The 16,027-nt window shown below is 43.8% G+C and carries 12 protein-coding genes and 2 tRNA genes; 3 read left to right on the forward strand and 11 right to left on the reverse strand.

What is annotated here, in order from left to right; all coding sequences use genetic code 11:
- Window positions 1-658 precede the first annotated feature (658 nt).
- Together ACSAZL_RS13660 and ACSAZL_RS13665 are read left to right on the forward strand one after the other, a co-directional pair.
- The gene (locus tag ACSAZL_RS13660; RefSeq protein ID WP_440945190.1) at window positions 659-1,048 is read left to right on the forward strand and encodes a DUF2769 domain-containing protein; all 390 of its coding nucleotides are present in this window, start codon (window positions 659-661) and stop codon (window positions 1,046-1,048) included.
- A 298-nt stretch (window positions 1,049-1,346) separates the two neighbouring features.
- Window positions 1,347-3,092, forward strand: a complete 1,746-nt coding sequence (locus ACSAZL_RS13665) for a PGF-pre-PGF domain-containing protein (protein WP_440945191.1) — start codon at window positions 1,347-1,349, stop codon at window positions 3,090-3,092.
- A gap of 686 nt (window positions 3,093-3,778) precedes the next feature.
- Here ACSAZL_RS13665 and ACSAZL_RS13670 read toward each other — a convergent pair.
- From ACSAZL_RS13670 to ACSAZL_RS13680, 3 genes are read right to left on the reverse strand one after another with little or no spacing between them, the layout of a single operon-like run.
- On the reverse strand, window positions 3,779-4,564 hold the full coding sequence (locus ACSAZL_RS13670; RefSeq protein ID WP_440945192.1) for an energy-coupling factor transporter transmembrane component T family protein: 786 nt from the start codon (window positions 4,562-4,564) through the stop codon (window positions 3,779-3,781).
- On the reverse strand, window positions 4,561-6,123 hold the full coding sequence (locus ACSAZL_RS13675) for an ABC transporter ATP-binding protein (RefSeq protein ID WP_440945193.1): 1,563 nt from the start codon (window positions 6,121-6,123) through the stop codon (window positions 4,561-4,563). Before ACSAZL_RS13675 ends, ACSAZL_RS13670 begins: the two co-directional genes overlap by 4 nt.
- 3 nt (window positions 6,124-6,126) lie before the next feature.
- A complete protein-coding gene (locus ACSAZL_RS13680; protein WP_440945194.1) occupies window positions 6,127-6,651 on the reverse strand; it encodes a tryptophan transporter in 525 nt (174 codons plus the stop codon).
- Between the two features lie 397 nt (window positions 6,652-7,048).
- Between ACSAZL_RS13680 and ACSAZL_RS13685 the strand changes: the two genes are divergently transcribed.
- Window positions 7,049-7,960, forward strand: a complete 912-nt coding sequence (locus ACSAZL_RS13685; protein WP_440945195.1) for a hypothetical protein — start codon at window positions 7,049-7,051, stop codon at window positions 7,958-7,960.
- 227 nt (window positions 7,961-8,187) lie between these two features.
- On the opposite strand, the gene ACSAZL_RS13690 is transcribed toward ACSAZL_RS13685, so the two are convergent.
- The 8 genes from ACSAZL_RS13690 to mtnP all read right to left on the reverse strand — a co-directional run bounded on the left by ACSAZL_RS13690 (window position 8,188) and on the right by mtnP (window position 16,021).
- Window positions 8,188-8,265, reverse strand: a tRNA-Glu gene (locus ACSAZL_RS13690).
- A 276-nt stretch (window positions 8,266-8,541) separates the two neighbouring features.
- A complete protein-coding gene (locus ACSAZL_RS13695) occupies window positions 8,542-9,228 on the reverse strand; it encodes a hypothetical protein (protein ID WP_440945196.1) in 687 nt (228 codons plus the stop codon).
- Window positions 9,229-10,052: 824 nt separating this feature from the next.
- A tRNA-Glu gene (locus ACSAZL_RS13700) sits at window positions 10,053-10,130 on the reverse strand.
- 215 nt (window positions 10,131-10,345) lie between these two features.
- Complete coding sequence (locus ACSAZL_RS13705) at window positions 10,346-10,756, reverse strand: helix-turn-helix transcriptional regulator (protein ID WP_440945197.1); 411 nt, start codon at window positions 10,754-10,756, stop codon at window positions 10,346-10,348.
- Between the two features lie 27 nt (window positions 10,757-10,783).
- A complete protein-coding gene (locus ACSAZL_RS13710) occupies window positions 10,784-11,008 on the reverse strand; it encodes an LSM domain-containing protein (protein WP_048134347.1) in 225 nt (74 codons plus the stop codon).
- A gap of 553 nt (window positions 11,009-11,561) precedes the next feature.
- Window positions 11,562-11,963, reverse strand: coding sequence for a DUF3467 domain-containing protein (locus ACSAZL_RS13715; protein WP_440945198.1), 402 nt, complete (start codon window positions 11,961-11,963; stop codon window positions 11,562-11,564).
- Between the two features lie 168 nt (window positions 11,964-12,131).
- Window positions 12,132-14,612, reverse strand: coding sequence for a DUF5814 domain-containing protein (locus ACSAZL_RS13720; RefSeq protein WP_440945199.1), 2,481 nt, complete (start codon window positions 14,610-14,612; stop codon window positions 12,132-12,134).
- A 632-nt stretch (window positions 14,613-15,244) separates the two neighbouring features.
- Window positions 15,245-16,021 carry an S-methyl-5'-thioadenosine phosphorylase gene (mtnP, locus tag ACSAZL_RS13725; protein WP_440945200.1) on the reverse strand — a complete coding sequence of 259 codons (777 nt, stop codon included), beginning with the start codon at window positions 16,019-16,021 and terminating at the stop codon, window positions 15,245-15,247.
- Window positions 16,022-16,027: the final 6 nt, after the last annotated feature.

Raw genomic sequence — 16,027 nt, forward strand, 5'->3', positions numbered from 1 at the left:
TTACAGGGGTTTCATCCGATTGAGAACCCAAGGGATCACAATAAAGGGTTCTCAGTCAATCACCAGAATCACCAGCAAATCTTTATTACCTTCTCTTACAATTGTGTAAAGAATATGTGGGAGTATTCTTTAAAGGGGGTTTCATCCGATTGAGAGCCCAAAGGACCATAATAAAGGGCTCTCAATCAATCACTACCACTGATATTTCAGCCACTTTTTTAAACAAATGACAGATCATATGGAATAGAAAACCCATTATTAATAGAGTTTTCAGTTATAGGATTTCCCCTAATTTTAGTCTGACCCCTGCTAAATCTTTCTATTTTTACTTTACTATTCTATGATATATAAGTTCTTTGATATCTTGACCAGTTAGAGAGATTTCATACTAAATTAGTATATAAACTTCGCATTATGTAAACTTCACCTAATGCTTATTTTTCGATCATTTTCGATTATTTTTATTCTGTTTCAATAGCTTTCAAGCTCGTATTTTAAATTATCAATAAACGTTTATCCTGATCTCCGGTTCACCTATCGAATTCTGGTATACTCAGTGATATTGAATTCTTATTCCAAGTTTTGACTTCTAACGCTGACATCGAATTTTGCCAGCGGTTTTATTTATTATCAATCTAATTTTTCTATGGGGAATATTATGGTCTCAGGTAATAAATGTGGAAAAGCATTCTGTTTTCAGGAAACTGCTCAAAACAGAACACACAAACAACAGGAAACATCACATAAACAGAAGATACAGCTTAAATCAAAGCCTCCGGAGGCTTCTCAAATCAGCGAGACCGGGGAAATACGGCAGGAGGTAGCTGACACTCCTGAAAACCTCCGTATCTGTATGGAACACTGCGGCACATGCCCGAGCCTGCCATTTCCACCTGAACCATTTCTTTTCTGCGCGCGGGGGTGTTCTCCTGAAAAGATCTCAAAAAAAAGCTGCAATTGCCCGACATGCCCCATCTATAGCAAATACAGGCTTCAAAACCTGTACTTTTGTGAGACCGGAAAAGCTGTAAAAAGGAGAGATGAATAAAGAGAAATATAAATTACCAGTTATTCTAATTACCAGTTATTCTAATTACCAGCTATTCTAATTACCAGCTATTCTAATTACCAGCTATTTTAGATAGCAGTGGTTTTCATTAGCAGTTCTTCTTTTTTTTAAAATTATTTTTATAATTTTTTTAGTAGGATAACTTTAGTTTCATAATTTTTATTAGAAATTACATTTCCATTAAATTATATGGTTGTTTGAATATTATTTACTAATGAAACATTGAGAATCTTCTTAATACTGGATCTTTTGGTTATGTATTTGGGGGGAAGAAGTTATGAGAACAAATATAACAACATTGTGTTTCTTGCTGGTGTTTTTCTTATTGTTGACGCCATTTAATGCCGCAGCATCCGAAGCAAATTCAGATGCCGCACCTGCCGACGTAAACATAGACCCTTCCGGGACAGATGCTGCAGATCTTCTGGTTTCCGAAATCATAGGTGCATCTATCTACATGGAAGGAAAAATTTACAATAATGAATACGCTATGATCTCCGTAACAACAAAAAACGAAGGAGATGAATCAAGTGAAGGTCATATTATTGTCGCGCTTCCGAATAATGAGGAAATCTTGAGTATGGAAGGAGGCGGAGACAGCGTAGAAATCTATCCAAGCGGAAGTTCGATTGAGACCAAAGACGGGACAAAAATTGATTCATCGGAATACCTTTTTGTCGACCTGGTAAAGTACGGCTGGGAAACAGGGGAAAACGAAACTCTCAACCTGAAGGTCAAGCCTAATGAAGGCTCTGAGGAGGTTGTATACCTGGTCAGGGCAGCATTGAAGAATGACGCAACAGGGGATTATGTGTGGTATCCCGGAATTTTGAGTGATTCGAGCGATGTGGACCAGCAGGGCTGGTACGTTTACAAAAATTCGCTTGTAGTATCCGGCCCTCCCGATTTGATAATTGAGGATATCTCCTGGGAACCGGAAAATCCCTATGAAAACGAAAACGTAACATTCAAAGTTACACTGAAGAATGTGGGGCTTGCATCATCCGGAAATTGCAGTGTAAAATGCTATCTGAATGGAGATGAAATCTCTTTTTCCACGGTTTCCGGACTTGAAGCCGGTTCAGCAACTTCCTTTACATTCAACTGGGTCCCGACCAGTTCTGGAAGCATGGACTTGAAGGTAGTTGTGGATTCAGAGGGCCAATTTGTTGAGTTTACCGAGGAGAATAACGAAAAAACAGGGATACTTGAAGTGATAAGCTACACGACCTCGTCATCCCCTTCTTCGTCTTCTCCATCCTCCACTCCATCCTCTTCGAGTCCGTCTTCGTCCAGTTCTTCATCCGGTTCCGGTGGAGGAGCCGGCGGCTCTCCCGAACTTGCCAGCAATGTTGAGGTAAAAGAACTCTCCCAGCAGTTTGTCAGTAATGGTAACCATGCTAAATTCGTATTCGCGAAAAATGTAACCCCAATCGCTTACATTGAATTCGATCCGAAAAAGACCATCGGGAAGACCACAACCATTGTCGAAACGCTTAAAGGAAAATCCACCCTTGTGACGGAACTGCCCTCAGGGAAAGTTTACGAAAACACGAATATCTGGGTCGGAAACGAAGGGACTGCAAGTCCGGAGAACATTGAAAACGCAGTTGTCGGTTTCAAAGTCGAAAAAACCTGGATTAATTCAAACGGAGTGGATTCGTCTTCTGTAAAGCTCTGGAAGTTTGAAGACGGAAGCTGGGTTGAACTTTCTACCAGCCAGACCGATGAAGACGACGACTACGTCTATTATGAGGCAGACACACCAGGGTTCGCTTCTTTCTCAATAATGGCCCTTTATCCGGAAGAAGACCAGGAAGGTACATCCCTGTCCCTGAAGAGTTCCATAGAGGATAAGGACCCAAAGGCAGTTTCCGAAACATCAGGTGAAGAAGAATCTGGTGTCGCCGATCCGGAAGCCGGGGAGAATAATTCGGGAAGCATGAAAAAAGGATTGCTGGTAATCAGCATACTTGCTGCAGTAATTCTGGCTGGCTATGCGATTTCAAGGAAGCGAAATTAAGACTCACTTCCTGTTTTTCTCTTTTTTTGGGTTTTTTAAAGTTGGGTGGTCCTGTATCAATCAGTTGATATTATTCCTATATCTGAAACTAAGATCTTTTGTTTTTTGATTCTACTCTTTTCAGGGCTGAACTTTTCTCTTCTGCAACGCAAAAAAATGAACAAGCGAATTTTATATCTTGATCCGGTAGGCCTAATTAAAACTCGCAGGTAAATATAAACGCCTCAGCCAACTTGCCTGGCGGCCCCGAAAAAAGCAGAAAAAAAATCTTTTTTCGGATGTTGCTTGTACTTTTTCCGATTTTAACCTGCAAATTAGTCTGCTTGAGCGAAGCGAAACAGACCGCGTACTCCCGAGGCGCAATTCGGGAAGGACAGCGCACTGCAGAGCCGCAACTCTGCCGAAACAGACCGCATGCTATTGCACTTGCAGTGCAACTACAAGAAAATCTCCGATTTCCTGCGTTCCCGAAGCGAAGCTCGGGCGGGACAGGAACGACATAACATAGCAAACGTGGTTGTATGGGTCAGAACCCAGGAGTTTGAGTCCAGGTTGTTTTTCTCAAAAATATCAACCATGTAAAGATGAACGACCTAAAGTTGTGAATTCTTCTTTTTTGCAATTTCGTTCATATTTTGCAGAGTTATTATAGTTCTAGATGCTCACAGGAAGAAGCTTGGGAGAGTTTACATCAACCCACCCAACACCACTCCCAGTCCCATAACAGCCACACAACCTACAGCTGCCACATCAGTCTTGTTCCAGGTAAGCTTGTTTTTCTCAACGCTCTGGCGGCTCCTGTAACCTCGCATATCCATAGTCAGGCCGAGCACCTGGGTCCTCCCGAGGGAGTTGGCGACCAGGGGTACAAGGATCGGTTTTACACTCATTATTTTTCCGCGGAGGCCGGTCCCAGGGTTGTAGCCCCTTGCCAGCTGAGCTTCGTGGATACGCTGGCCTTCCACCTGGAGGCTCGGGATAAAGCGGAGGGCGATTACGAACATGAGCACGTAGTCCACAGGGACGTGGATTGCCAGGAGGGCTTTCATGAGGTCGCTTGGCTTTGTAGTGACCACAAGGAGCTGGAAGGCAAAAAGCATTGCAAAGAAACGAAGGGAAAGAACGATACCAAAGTCAAGAGCTCCGGTTGTGACCGGGACAAGCCCTCCGGCCGTAAGGGTGCCGGCAGGGATAAGGTAGCCTACGGTTTCCCCGCTTTTCAGGGTAAAGATGGTGAGCAGGATAAGGCTGATACTCAGGAAAACCAGGAGCTTTACCTGCTTAAGGAGTTCCTGCTGAAGCCCGGCTCCCAAGGAAGCCAGAAAAATTCCGAACACCATAAAGGCCAGGACCACAGGGTTTGTTGTTAACACGCTCAGGGCTATTATGCCCGTTACTGCAGCGATCTTCGAAAGCGGGTTCATGCGGTGTAAAAAGCTGTCCCTGTTTATGTACTGCATAATCTCTTTCATGTGCATGTGCCTCCTCTAACACATTCTTTACTGGCACGTTCTCCGTAGACATTTTCTTCATCGACAGATCCTTTGTCGGAAAATTTCCTGTTAACCGAATCTTCCACAATTTTTCCTGACTCCATACGGATGACTCTTTCTACATGGTCCCTTACGATCTGCAGGTTATGAGTCACCATGACTATAGTGTGGCCTTCCTGCTGGAGCTTTCGCATGAGCTGCATCATCCGGTCGGATTCTTCGGCGTCCAGGCCTGTGGTGGGCTCATCAAGCACTATCAGCTCAGGCTTCATTGCGATCACGCAAGCAACAGCCAGCCTCTGCCTTTCTCCGCGGCTGAGATGGCGGGGAAAGACTTTTTGCTTATCACTCAGGTTTACGAGCTCCAGGGAACGGAGGATTTCTCCTGCTGCTTCAGGCCCTTTTATTCCGATATTATTCAGCCCGAAATTGATTTCGGCTTCAACGGTATCTTCAAAGAGCATGTTGTCCGGGTTCTGGAAGACCAGCCCGGTATGCTTCACAAGCTCATTTATGGGGACTGTGGAGGTCTCGAGCCCCTTTACGATCACATTTCCGGAGTAAGGGTGTAGGAGGCCATTGAAGTGTTTCACAAGTGTAGTCTTACCAGAGCCATTTTCTCCCAGGATGGCGACGAGCTCCCCGGGGTGAAGCTCAAGGTCAATGCTATCAAGCGCCAGGACTTCTCCATAGCGCTGAGTGAGCTTCTTTACGGAAATAATCGGCTGCCCGCCTGTTCTTGAAAGAGGAAGGTTTGCTGGAAGGGCTGAAGTAGAGGTAAGATTTGGAGAAGTTGTGGGAACTGAAGTAGAAGTAAGATTTGGAGAAGTTAGATCCGAAGAACTTGCGGTAAAATCCGAGGGGCTTTTTATAGCCTTCATCGCCCCTTTCTCGAGAAGTACGACCCTGTCTCCAATTTCAAGGAAGTCCTCGATATTGTGGTCTACGATTATAATCGTTTTTCCGGCTTCTTTCAACCTCTTCAGGACAGAAAATACCTTTCGGACTGCCTGGGAGTCAAGTTCGGCAGTAGCTTCGTCAAGGATCAGGACTTCCGTATCCAGGGCAAGGGTTGCTGCAAGGGCAACTTTTTGCTTCTGGCCTCCGGAAAGCATGTGGGGAGCCCGGTTTTTCAGATGGCTGATTTCACAGAAATCCATGGCCTCTTTTAACCTCCGTACAACCTCGTTTTCAGGATGGCCGCGGTTTTCGAGTCCTGAAAGGATTTCTTCTTCAACGGTTGTAAAGATCAGCTGGGACTCCGCATCGTCAAAAACCACCCCGATATGCCGGCTCAGTTCCTTTATGCCGTCAAATTCCTTTATATCCCTGTTTTGGAAGCTTATGCTCCCTTCAGTTTTGCCCCCGATTTCGTGGTGGAGAATGCCTGCCATTGCAAGGGCAAGAGTGGTTTTTCCGGCTGCACTGTGCCCCGTAACAAGGAGCAGTTCTCCTTTCCGGATTTCCAGATTTATATTTTTTAACGCAGGGCTTGCTGCTGTTCCGTAGGTATACGAGAAATTCCTGAGTTCAATCATGTTTTATGCTTTCCCCCGGGCAAGTACCTTTGAAGCAGGTACGTAAAGAATCTGGGCAATGCTAGAGTTGGCAATTGCAGTTAACCCCACAATCGGGATGATAGCTACTACAAAAGCTCCCATGTTCGCATACTTGGTCAGGATGGAGGAAGCAACCAGAAGCATTGCAACAAGCACAAAAGTTATCCCGCTGGCAAGAGTCCCGATCAGAGTTGCAATAGCGGGGGAAAGTGACAGCCTGTTCATAAGGGATTTGTATGTAACCAGGCAAACCACTGCCCCGACAGGTTCACTGATAAGGTTTGCCGGCGGGAAAATAGAGTGACTTAGGAGAGCACATATTATTCCTGCTACGACCCCTATCCCTATTACCTCGGTAAATGTTGGTACGACGAGGATAATGGCAAGACAGTAAAAGGCTATAACGAGATTTGAGACGATAGGTCCCGGAATTACCAGGGATAAGTAACGAACAATCGCACCTACTGCGAGTAAAATTCCAACAATAGCAATATCCTGAGATTTCATAAAAATCATCTTCCCGAATCATGTTTCAGGAGAACTTTCCTGAGTTCATAAATACCACAAATCAGTTCAACACAACGACCAATTGAACATAGCAAATTGATTAGACATAACAAACCAATTATACATTGTAGTACAACAAAGCATAATTATGTACATTAGTATATGTACTTTACGCTTTATTAACTACTTTTGCGCTTATTTCCCCGGGGCTTCCATTATCCGACCCTAAAATGCTCAGGGTTTCGATATACCCCTTAGAAATTTTTTACAGCCTTGAAGAGTTTTTCACAGGAAAAAATAGTTCTGATAGGAAAACTGATCATGGGAAAGGACGTAAAATTAAACGAGATCAGATTAACAAGGACTATTCTGGACTAGGACTTTTTGGGGTTATTGTGTGTCTTCGGTAGATGAACGTGAACTGGCTGAAGTCAGGATGATTGAAGAGGGATTAAGAAAAGCCTACGACGGAGATGCCAAAGGGGTGGCAGATGCATTCAGTAGCCTGAGGGATTTTGCAGTGCAGTTGATACATATGGATCTTACTGCAGAAAATGAGATCGACGCAAAAGCTCTGATAATTGCTATGGGGGACATAGGCAAGGTAACTGCCGAAAAAGGAATGGAGATCGCATCCATAGCCTCAATCCGCTCTCTTGGAGAGGTGGCAGTTGAGGCTGTCGACCGGGGAAGAGAGTCTCTTGCCTTAAAAGCACTTTCCGGGCTTGGAGGGCTTGCCCTGGAATTTGCAGGAAAAGGTATGGATGCTGCGGCAAGAAATGCAGCCGAAGCCCTGGGAAACCTGGGGAAAAAGTCCTCAAAGGCAAAAATGGAGGTTCTGGCAAGTCTTTCCGAGACTTATCTGATGCAGTTAGCCGGGAAGGCAATGGATGAAAACCTCCCCGAGACCTGGGCTTCCGCCGTAAACTACCTTGCGGAAATAGGGGCTTCTTCAGACGGGCAGGAAATGGAGAACAGTTCGGTCGGGGCTGCAATCCTCCTTGAGGAACTGGGTACTGCTGCTGCAAGGAAAAGAAATGAACCTCAGGTAAAGGTTGTGATCGAGGCCCTTGAAAAGCTGGGAAAGGAGCTTTTCCGGCAGGGTTCTAAAAATGCGCTTGTCCAGACAGTATGGGCTCTGGAAACCCTCCGGATCCTTGCACTGGAATATGAGATGGAAACTGCGGTTGCTGCAGGGAAACTGGCACTGGAAGCCCTGAGTACCGCAGGAATCCCTGATGAAGAACAGAACCTGGAAAGAATTCAGGAAATAAAGGAATTCCACAGGCGTATCCTTAGAAGAAGTTAACTGAGCGGGAGTTTATTGACAAAATAAAGGCGCGTAGAAAACGGTTTTTAAGAAATAGTTTCAACTTCGCAGCCTTCCATATGGAGAAACAGGCAGAGCATAGACTAAATAATTTTTAAGAGTTATTACAATGAAAATATCAAAAAATATTTTTCACATTACAAAAAACATATTGGAAAGGGGATCAAAAAATCCTGATGAAAGTCTTAAAAAAGAGATCTGGGATTTGGTGCTCCGGCCGGGATTCGAACCCGAGTCTTCGGCTCGAAAGGCCGGAATGATTGGCCGGACTACACTACCGGAGCACATCGCATCTCACAGCGAGACCAACAATATACCTTGTAATATATAAATCTGTCCCTTCATGAAAAAATGTTTTTTTAAATTTCTTAGGAAACTTACCTGTACACCAACTACTAAAATAAAAAAAGATGGTTTTATTCCTGTACACTCTATAAATGATAAGAGTTTTTAAGAGTTTTTACTTGAAGAATACGAAAAATGGTGACTTTAGTTAGTTCTGAACAGAATGTAAGATTTAAAAAGAAGAAAAGTAAAAAAATTGAAGGTAAGGAAGTTTATTACACAGGATAGAAGCGAACCTGGACCAGCTTGTTGCCGTTGTTGTCATACTGCCATAAGTAAAGCGGGTCCGGATATAAGATTGCGTCGTAATTGTACAGTGCCTCAAGATAATCGAATACCCACATAGGCTCTCCAGAGACAAGGTCGATAGCACCCGGTTCTTCATTTGCGTTCACATAGAAGAGGTCTGTGGCATCATCCCAAACAGGCTTCTTGCTAACCGTCAAGCTCCCGATATCAAAGTAATAGGTTTCATTGCACTTGACCCAGCCAGTAACGTCCGTGGACCCACCGGGTTTACCTTTGGCGGTGATATAGACCTTGTACTTCCCCGGGGCAAGCTGGAATGAAGCAACTCCATCATCAAATGCATTTCCATCAAGAACGGCAAATTCTTCACCCTGGCTCATCCGTATCTGGACACCCGGCACTTCTGTATATACCCCTTCATCATAAACAGGGATGGAAAAACCGGCAGTATCTTCGGGTACGAAAATTGTGTGCCTGTCAGGATTGTCGTAACTTCCTCCGCCATTCCAGTCGACTTTCTTCCCGATGATATTCAGATTGTAATGACACCCTTCAAGGTCGATTCCTTTTGGCGATGCCGAGGCAGTCGATACCATGAATACAGTGCATAAAAGTACTGCGATAGTTCCCAATGTTAAAAGTTTATTCTTCAAGTGTATCCCCCATTTTTTAGTTGCACTCACAGTACAATTAATTTTTATTTTACTTTATAATATACTATATATAATATAAGTTTAAAAGAAACAATTTTCCTTATTTTAGCTCAGTAACTACAAGAAAATTCGTAATAATATAACACATAAGTTTTTTACTTGAATTAAAGAAAATAAGCTTTAAAAGATTTAAAAAACTTTAAAAACCCTTAAAATTGCCAAAAATATGTATTAACCACTTATACCAGGTTAAATCTATTTTATACATCTAATGAGGTTCTATTATTTCGAATAGAGATCAACCAGGTTTTTTGATACGAATAGTTTAAAAAAGGCTGCTTAGACTTATTATGTTCCAATCATTGTTTTAATATTCTCCCAAGGATTCAAAACTCAGAGAAATAAAATATAACATAAAATACAACTTCATAAAATTTTAATACCTATATTGAGATATATTATTACAAAGATATTATATTGAAGTTTACCTTCGATCTGCAAACTCTGGCACAATCATTCTGCATACTTATTTTAAAACTGTCCATGCAGGCAAATAAATTAAATCCCCAAACTTCAATGTGAAAGTCTGGAAAAGGCTGTGTGCTGGTATGGCTTAGGTATCGGATTGTGCCTTAAAACCTCGATTAATAAATCCAGAAAATCAAGATAAAACAGAAAAGAACCGTAGGACCTATCTGTGAAAACAAATACATTGAAAAAATTATGGAAATAATTAACATTTTGAAACAAAAACTACAAAAACCGGATACCATAAAACAGGAAATTACAAAAATAGAACTCATCTGGTTTCAATAAGAAAAGTATGGTGCTCCGGCCGGGATTCGAACCCGAGTCTTCGGCTCGAAAGGCCGGAATGATTGGCCGGACTACACTACCGGAGCATTTTGCCTGTACTTGATGGACTTTATTACCCTTATTGAAGGGGTTCTTCAATAAGGGTTTCTCGTATAAATAGTTATCTATTATAGAGAGTTTATGAGGATGTATTGTTCGAGACCTTTCCGGATCATTTTAGACCTTCCGGGCCTCTTAAGATTTTACAAATTATTCAGATTTTAAAATCTATAATTTGCTTTAACTCTTCTTTAAGATACTTTCAGACATCTTCTTCAAATTCATCCTCATCTTCAGCTTCGAGATCCGGGGTTTCTTCAGAATTCTCAGCTTCTTCTACCATAAGGTTTCCGATCCATTCGCTGAGTCTGCCACAATACTCGGGCTCGCAGTCCCCGGTACAGCCAGTACAGGCCGAGAACAGATCTCTGGAGAGCAGAAGATCGTATTTCTCCTTAACTTCCTCCTTTGCTTTAAGGAGGTAGGTCCGTGCTCCGTTTGAGACTCCCACCTCACGGATAATCAGGTCCTTGTCCAGAAGCTTTTTTATGATTCTGGAGCATTTCCTGCTGTCGATATCCAGCTCTTTCCAGATAACGTTCTGGAAAACGCCGTCTTTATGTCTTCGAATTATATTGTATGCTTCTTCTTCAAGATCCATGACTGCTTCCACACTAATGAGGTTCCTTCTTCAGACATTTCAGTCTTCGACAGGAGTGATCAGTATGATATTATTGCCCCGAAGCACTACAGAACCAAGGGAGCGGACTTTTTCCCCTCTTACTATCTCCATTGTATCAACAAGATGAAGATTCATATAGTCGTCCACACTTTTCAGAGTGCCTTCAAGCAAATTAAGGTCGCCTTTCATTTCTACCTGGATCCTTGATCCAACGATTTTCTGAACTTTTTTATTTGGGAACAAAATTAAACCCTCGCTGATTTCTTCTGGATTTTCGGTTCCCCGTACTCCCGGGTTCCTGCTTCATTTATTCCAAAGCCGGTGCGCAGAACAAATTGTGTCAGGGCAATATACGCATTTACAATAAGCCTGCTGCCTTTATCAGCTGCTTCCTGCCAGCAACTGAAAAACCATTCCGAATCGTCACTCCACCGGCTTTTAAGAAAACTGAAATTACATACCCTTTTCAGAGATATATAACCATCGATGTCCGGGAGTGTAAGGGGAGCCTTATAAGCCTTTCAAACCTTAAAGGAATTAAGATAAGTTAAAACGGAGTTAAAACCGCATTACAAAGAAAGTAAGTTAAAATAGGTTAAGCGCTGCATTTATATTTGTTATGCCTTCTTAAATTTAGGCAAGATTTCATATTTTCAGAGATTATGCAGCCTTAAACACTTTAAAACTCCGACTCTCTGAGCAGGACATTCTACAGGCACTCTGCTTCCAGACTGATGAGGTTCCTTCTTCAGACTTTTCAGTAACTGTGGTCCCGGACCTCAATAGGAATCCCTACTCAGATATAACCCTGAATATCCGTACTTTCGTCAATGGACTTTGCAGGCTCCTTTCTAAGTGGCCGCGGGATTGCTCTCGCAATGGGCCCGAAAACGGATTCGTACTCATTGATATGCTGGGTCAGCCAGCGATTCAGTTCAAGAGCTGCAACCGGAGATAGGATCACTTCGGCTTCAACGCGCCTTTCAATAACCCTGGACTCTGAGGCATCCCCGAACATCTTGGGGGTGTCGTTGTAGAAACCAATTCTGAAATCATAAGGGCTGTGCCCGCCTGCAGCTCCTATTGCATATATCTGCCGGAAGTCTTCAGGCTTTACAAATTCAATCGTAATACTCTTTTTACTTTTTTTTGAAGCTGCGCTTTCAACATTTTCCCTGGATTCAACATCCTCAGCCATAAAATTACCTCTATACTTTGATTTCACAGGAATCCCGATCCGGGCTCCGGTATTTGCCAGTTATCCATAATACTGACAGCTTTCTTACAAACAATTCTCCGGTATAACAGGAATAATTTACCTCTTCATCACTTATAAATCACTGGTTTTCATAACGCTGTGAGTTGTTCAGCCCTGGACTTTCTTCTTGAGCTTCTTTGCTTCTTCTGCCACTTCCTTTTTCGAATGAACCCTTGCAATCAGTTCCACGGCATCGAGGTTGCGTACCGCATTATCCAGGTACCCGAAAACATCGCCCTGGTATGCGGAGATGCCGTATTTATCCTCAAGTTTCTGAATTATTTGAGTAGGGTCCAGCCCTTCCATACGTAGCCGGATAATCTTCTCCGAAAACTTCTGCTCTGCGCACCCGCAGTAAGGGGAATCCCTACAGGTGCAGGTTAAAAAATCCGAAGCAAAGTTCAGCATAAGTTCTCTTATTTTTATGTCCAGATGGGAGAGAGATTCCCCGTCAAAGATAATATCAAGGGCTGCGCCCTGAAAAACCCTCGAAGGCATGTTCACATGCAGAGAGCTTCCGATCTGGTTTGCATACTTGAAGTAAGCAGCATCGAAAAATTCCAGGTTGGTTACAATTTTCAGAGGACTGTTTTCCGCAAGCACGGCATCTCGAATAAGGAAAGCTTTGGAGACCGGCAGGAAATGGGCTGCAATAATCTTTCCGAAACGGGTAAGTGATACTTTATTTCCCTTTTTCTCAAGGAACCTGTAGCTCTGGAGACGGGAAACCAGTTTATCCAGGTCAAAACCCCCGAACATAAGGGAATGGATATTCCTTAAATCCGGGATTGAAGAAGTAACTGCAACCGAGGCAAGGACCTCCTCAAGCTGCTCGGCTTCCCCGTACTCGACACCTGCAGAAAGCATCTCCCCCTGCAGTAACTTGATTGCAACCTCTTCTTCGGTATCGGACTGGGAGCTTGAATAAGACTTCCCTGGAACGGGCATTAGCACGACAACACCCCGGTCATGGTAATCAGGTCTACCTGCCCTTCCGCTCATCTGCAGGAAGTCCTGGACCGAAATCCAGTCTATGCCCATTGCAAGAGATTCAAATATAACCTGGGACGCCGGAAAGTCAACACCTGCTGCAAGGGCGGCAGTGGTCACAACTACCGGAAGTTCCCCTTTTGCAAAAAGGGTTTCCACCTTTTTCCTTTCATACTGCGAAAGCCCTGCATGGTAAGGGGAAGCCCGGATAGAAATGGCTCCTGCAAGCTTATGGCAGTTTCTCCTTGAATTCGTGAAGACTATTGTCTGTCCCCTGTGCTTTTTTGAAGAGCACATCGAATACTCTTCTTTTGCAAGCTGGGAAATCAGTTTTGCCTTTTCGTTTTCCTGGCAGAAAAGGAGATGCCTGTCTATGGGCACCGGCCTGTGTTCATAGCGGACAAGCCGGGCTCCGAGTTTCTTTGCATAGGCCTCAGGGTTTGCAACGGTTGCAGAGAGATAGATAAACTGGGCTTCAGGTGCCACATAGCGGAGCCTTCCTATAAGCCCGTCCAGCCTGTGCCCTCTTTCCAGGTCTTCGAGCGTATGGACCTCATCTATAACGACAGTCCCTATTTTGCCAAGGAAATCGGCATTTCCTGAGCGGAGCATATGGTCTACGCCTTCATAAGTTCCCACAATTATGTCCGCATTAGGGCTTGTATTCATTTTCACGCGCTGAGAGGTCTTTATGAGAATTGCGCCAATCTTAATGGAAGTTGTAAGCCCGAGCTTTGAATAGCGTTCCGTAAACTGGTCATATTTCTGGTTTGCAAGGGCGACAAGGGGAACCAGATAAAGCATTTTTCCTTTTTTATCCAGCAGGTTCTGGACCCCTGCCATTTCCCCAATCAGAGTTTTTCCGGTTGCGGTTGCGGAAACCACAAACTGGTTTTTCCCTTCCAGAAGCCCGGCTTCCACAGACAGCGCCTGCACGGGGAGCAGGGTTTCGGATTTCTGGAGCAGCATTTCTTTAAACTTCTTTGCAAGGGGGAGGTTTTTTACCCTGACCGTGGCTTCAGCAGGATTTGTCCGGATAGTATCATAACGCGTGAACTCGGGATCCAGCCTCTCAGGGCTCAGCATCCGGATTGTTCTGTCAAGGTCTCTTGTTTTGTGGAGGACCCGTTCAAGAAAATCAACCGATTTTTCCCCGTACTGGGCGCCTGCCGAACGGACTGCGCGGAGCAGTTCTTCTTTTGCACAGTCGGCACAGATGAGTTCATCGTGGTACTTGATGGATTTGCTGTTTACAAAATTAAAACGCCTGTTGAACCAGCAGTGTTTGCAGATCTTTACCCTATCCGCACTGAGTTGAAAGCCCTTAAGCATTTCGAGAAAAGCCTCTTCATTTGCAGGGTCCCCTCCTTCTGCAAGCATAATCCTGTTTGCACTGCGCAAAAGCTCTATGAACTGCTGGGGAGGGATGAATTCCTCATTTTTTTTCCCGGTAAGAACCCTGATTTTATGAGGACGTGGACCTTTATAACTGTCTTTTATATGGAGCTCAGCCATGGAAAGCGGCTGCTTCATCCGGTCCTTTATAGTCATCACTACAATTTTTGATTTTTCAGCATAGCTTAGGGCCCAGAGCGTCATTGTTTATCCTGATATGTGAATAATATAAGTAAGCTTCCTTTGGCGTTCGAAAAATGATGGTATCCTGCCTTCCTTATGTTCCGTCTTGCCGTCGAAGACTGCAGTAGCACCTTTGAAAATTGAAATGAAAACATGCAGTTACGTTTAAAACATGCAGTTACGTTTTTCGGTAATGTTTTCCGGAGTGAAAGCATTTTTCAGGGCATATCACCCGATTTTTTCTGCAGGGCATACCTTCCTGAGACTTTCCTCAGAACGTATCCATAGTATCTTCGTATATAGCAGCTATCGTATTTATATTTTATCACTTAATTATTATATAATAATCGTGTGGGTTTGTTTCATGTGAACAAAAATCCCGATATACAGAATACAGGATCAGGATCCAGCTGGGAAACTTGTTCAGCGGAACAGGAAATAGAACTGAATATGAGTGGAACAAAGAGATCGGATTAAATGGGAAAGTTCATTTAAGCAGTAGACGGACCGGATAAAGAGGTTGGGCTGAAGAGAATATGTTGAAGGAGGTATGTTTCAAGAGAGCAGATTTGAGGAGGATATATTGGAAGAGAGTAAATTATGACTTCAGTTGCTAGTCTCCTCAGCTACTGTCCCCATTTGCTCTTGAAAAGTTAAAGGCAAGCTCCTTCCTTTGCAAATCTGCACATGCAGTTCATGGTCTCTGGAATTTTTCCGATCGCATCCGAGAGAATTTCGAAGATTGAATCCTGAGCCTTCCCGACAACTTCCGTGACTTCGTCAGCAGTTAATTTCTGCATGGTCATCCCGCATGCCTGATTTGTAACGATAGCAAGGGAAGCGTAACAGAGACTGAGTTCCTTTGCAAGAACCACTTCCGGCACACCCGTCATACCAACAACATCTGCAAACTGGCTCATCATTCGGATTTCAGCCCTTGTCTCAAAACGGGGGCCTTCAGTGCAGGCATAAATTCCCTCGGTATAGGAAATCCCCCTTTTTTCCAGGGAAGATTTGAGAGCTGCCCTTATTTCCGGACAGTAAGGGTCGGAGACATCAACGTGCACGGTTTTATCGTCATAAAAGGTAGAAGGCCTGCTGCGAGTAAAATCAATGAAATCGTCAAGAACGACAAAACTGCCAGCCGGATGCCCGCGCATTGACCCGACCGAATTTGTGGAGATTACACGCTTTGCCCCGAGGGAGTGGACAGCCCAGATATTTGCCCTGTAATTAACTCTGTGTGGTGGCATGTGGATTTCTTCGGCATGTCTGGGAATTATTGCAATGTGTTTTCCTTTTATTCTGGTCAGGTATGCAGTAACCCCTCCATAGGGGGTCTTTACTGGCTGGCTTTCGCAGTCCCTGTAGGAGTTAAAGCCCACTCCGCCAAGTACTGCAATTTCCGCAACTTCATCTGCCTTATCCATTTTTTA

It is taken from the genome of Methanosarcina mangrovi (genome assembly GCF_052057765.1).
Lineage (GTDB): Archaea > Halobacteriota > Methanosarcinia > Methanosarcinales > Methanosarcinaceae > Methanosarcina.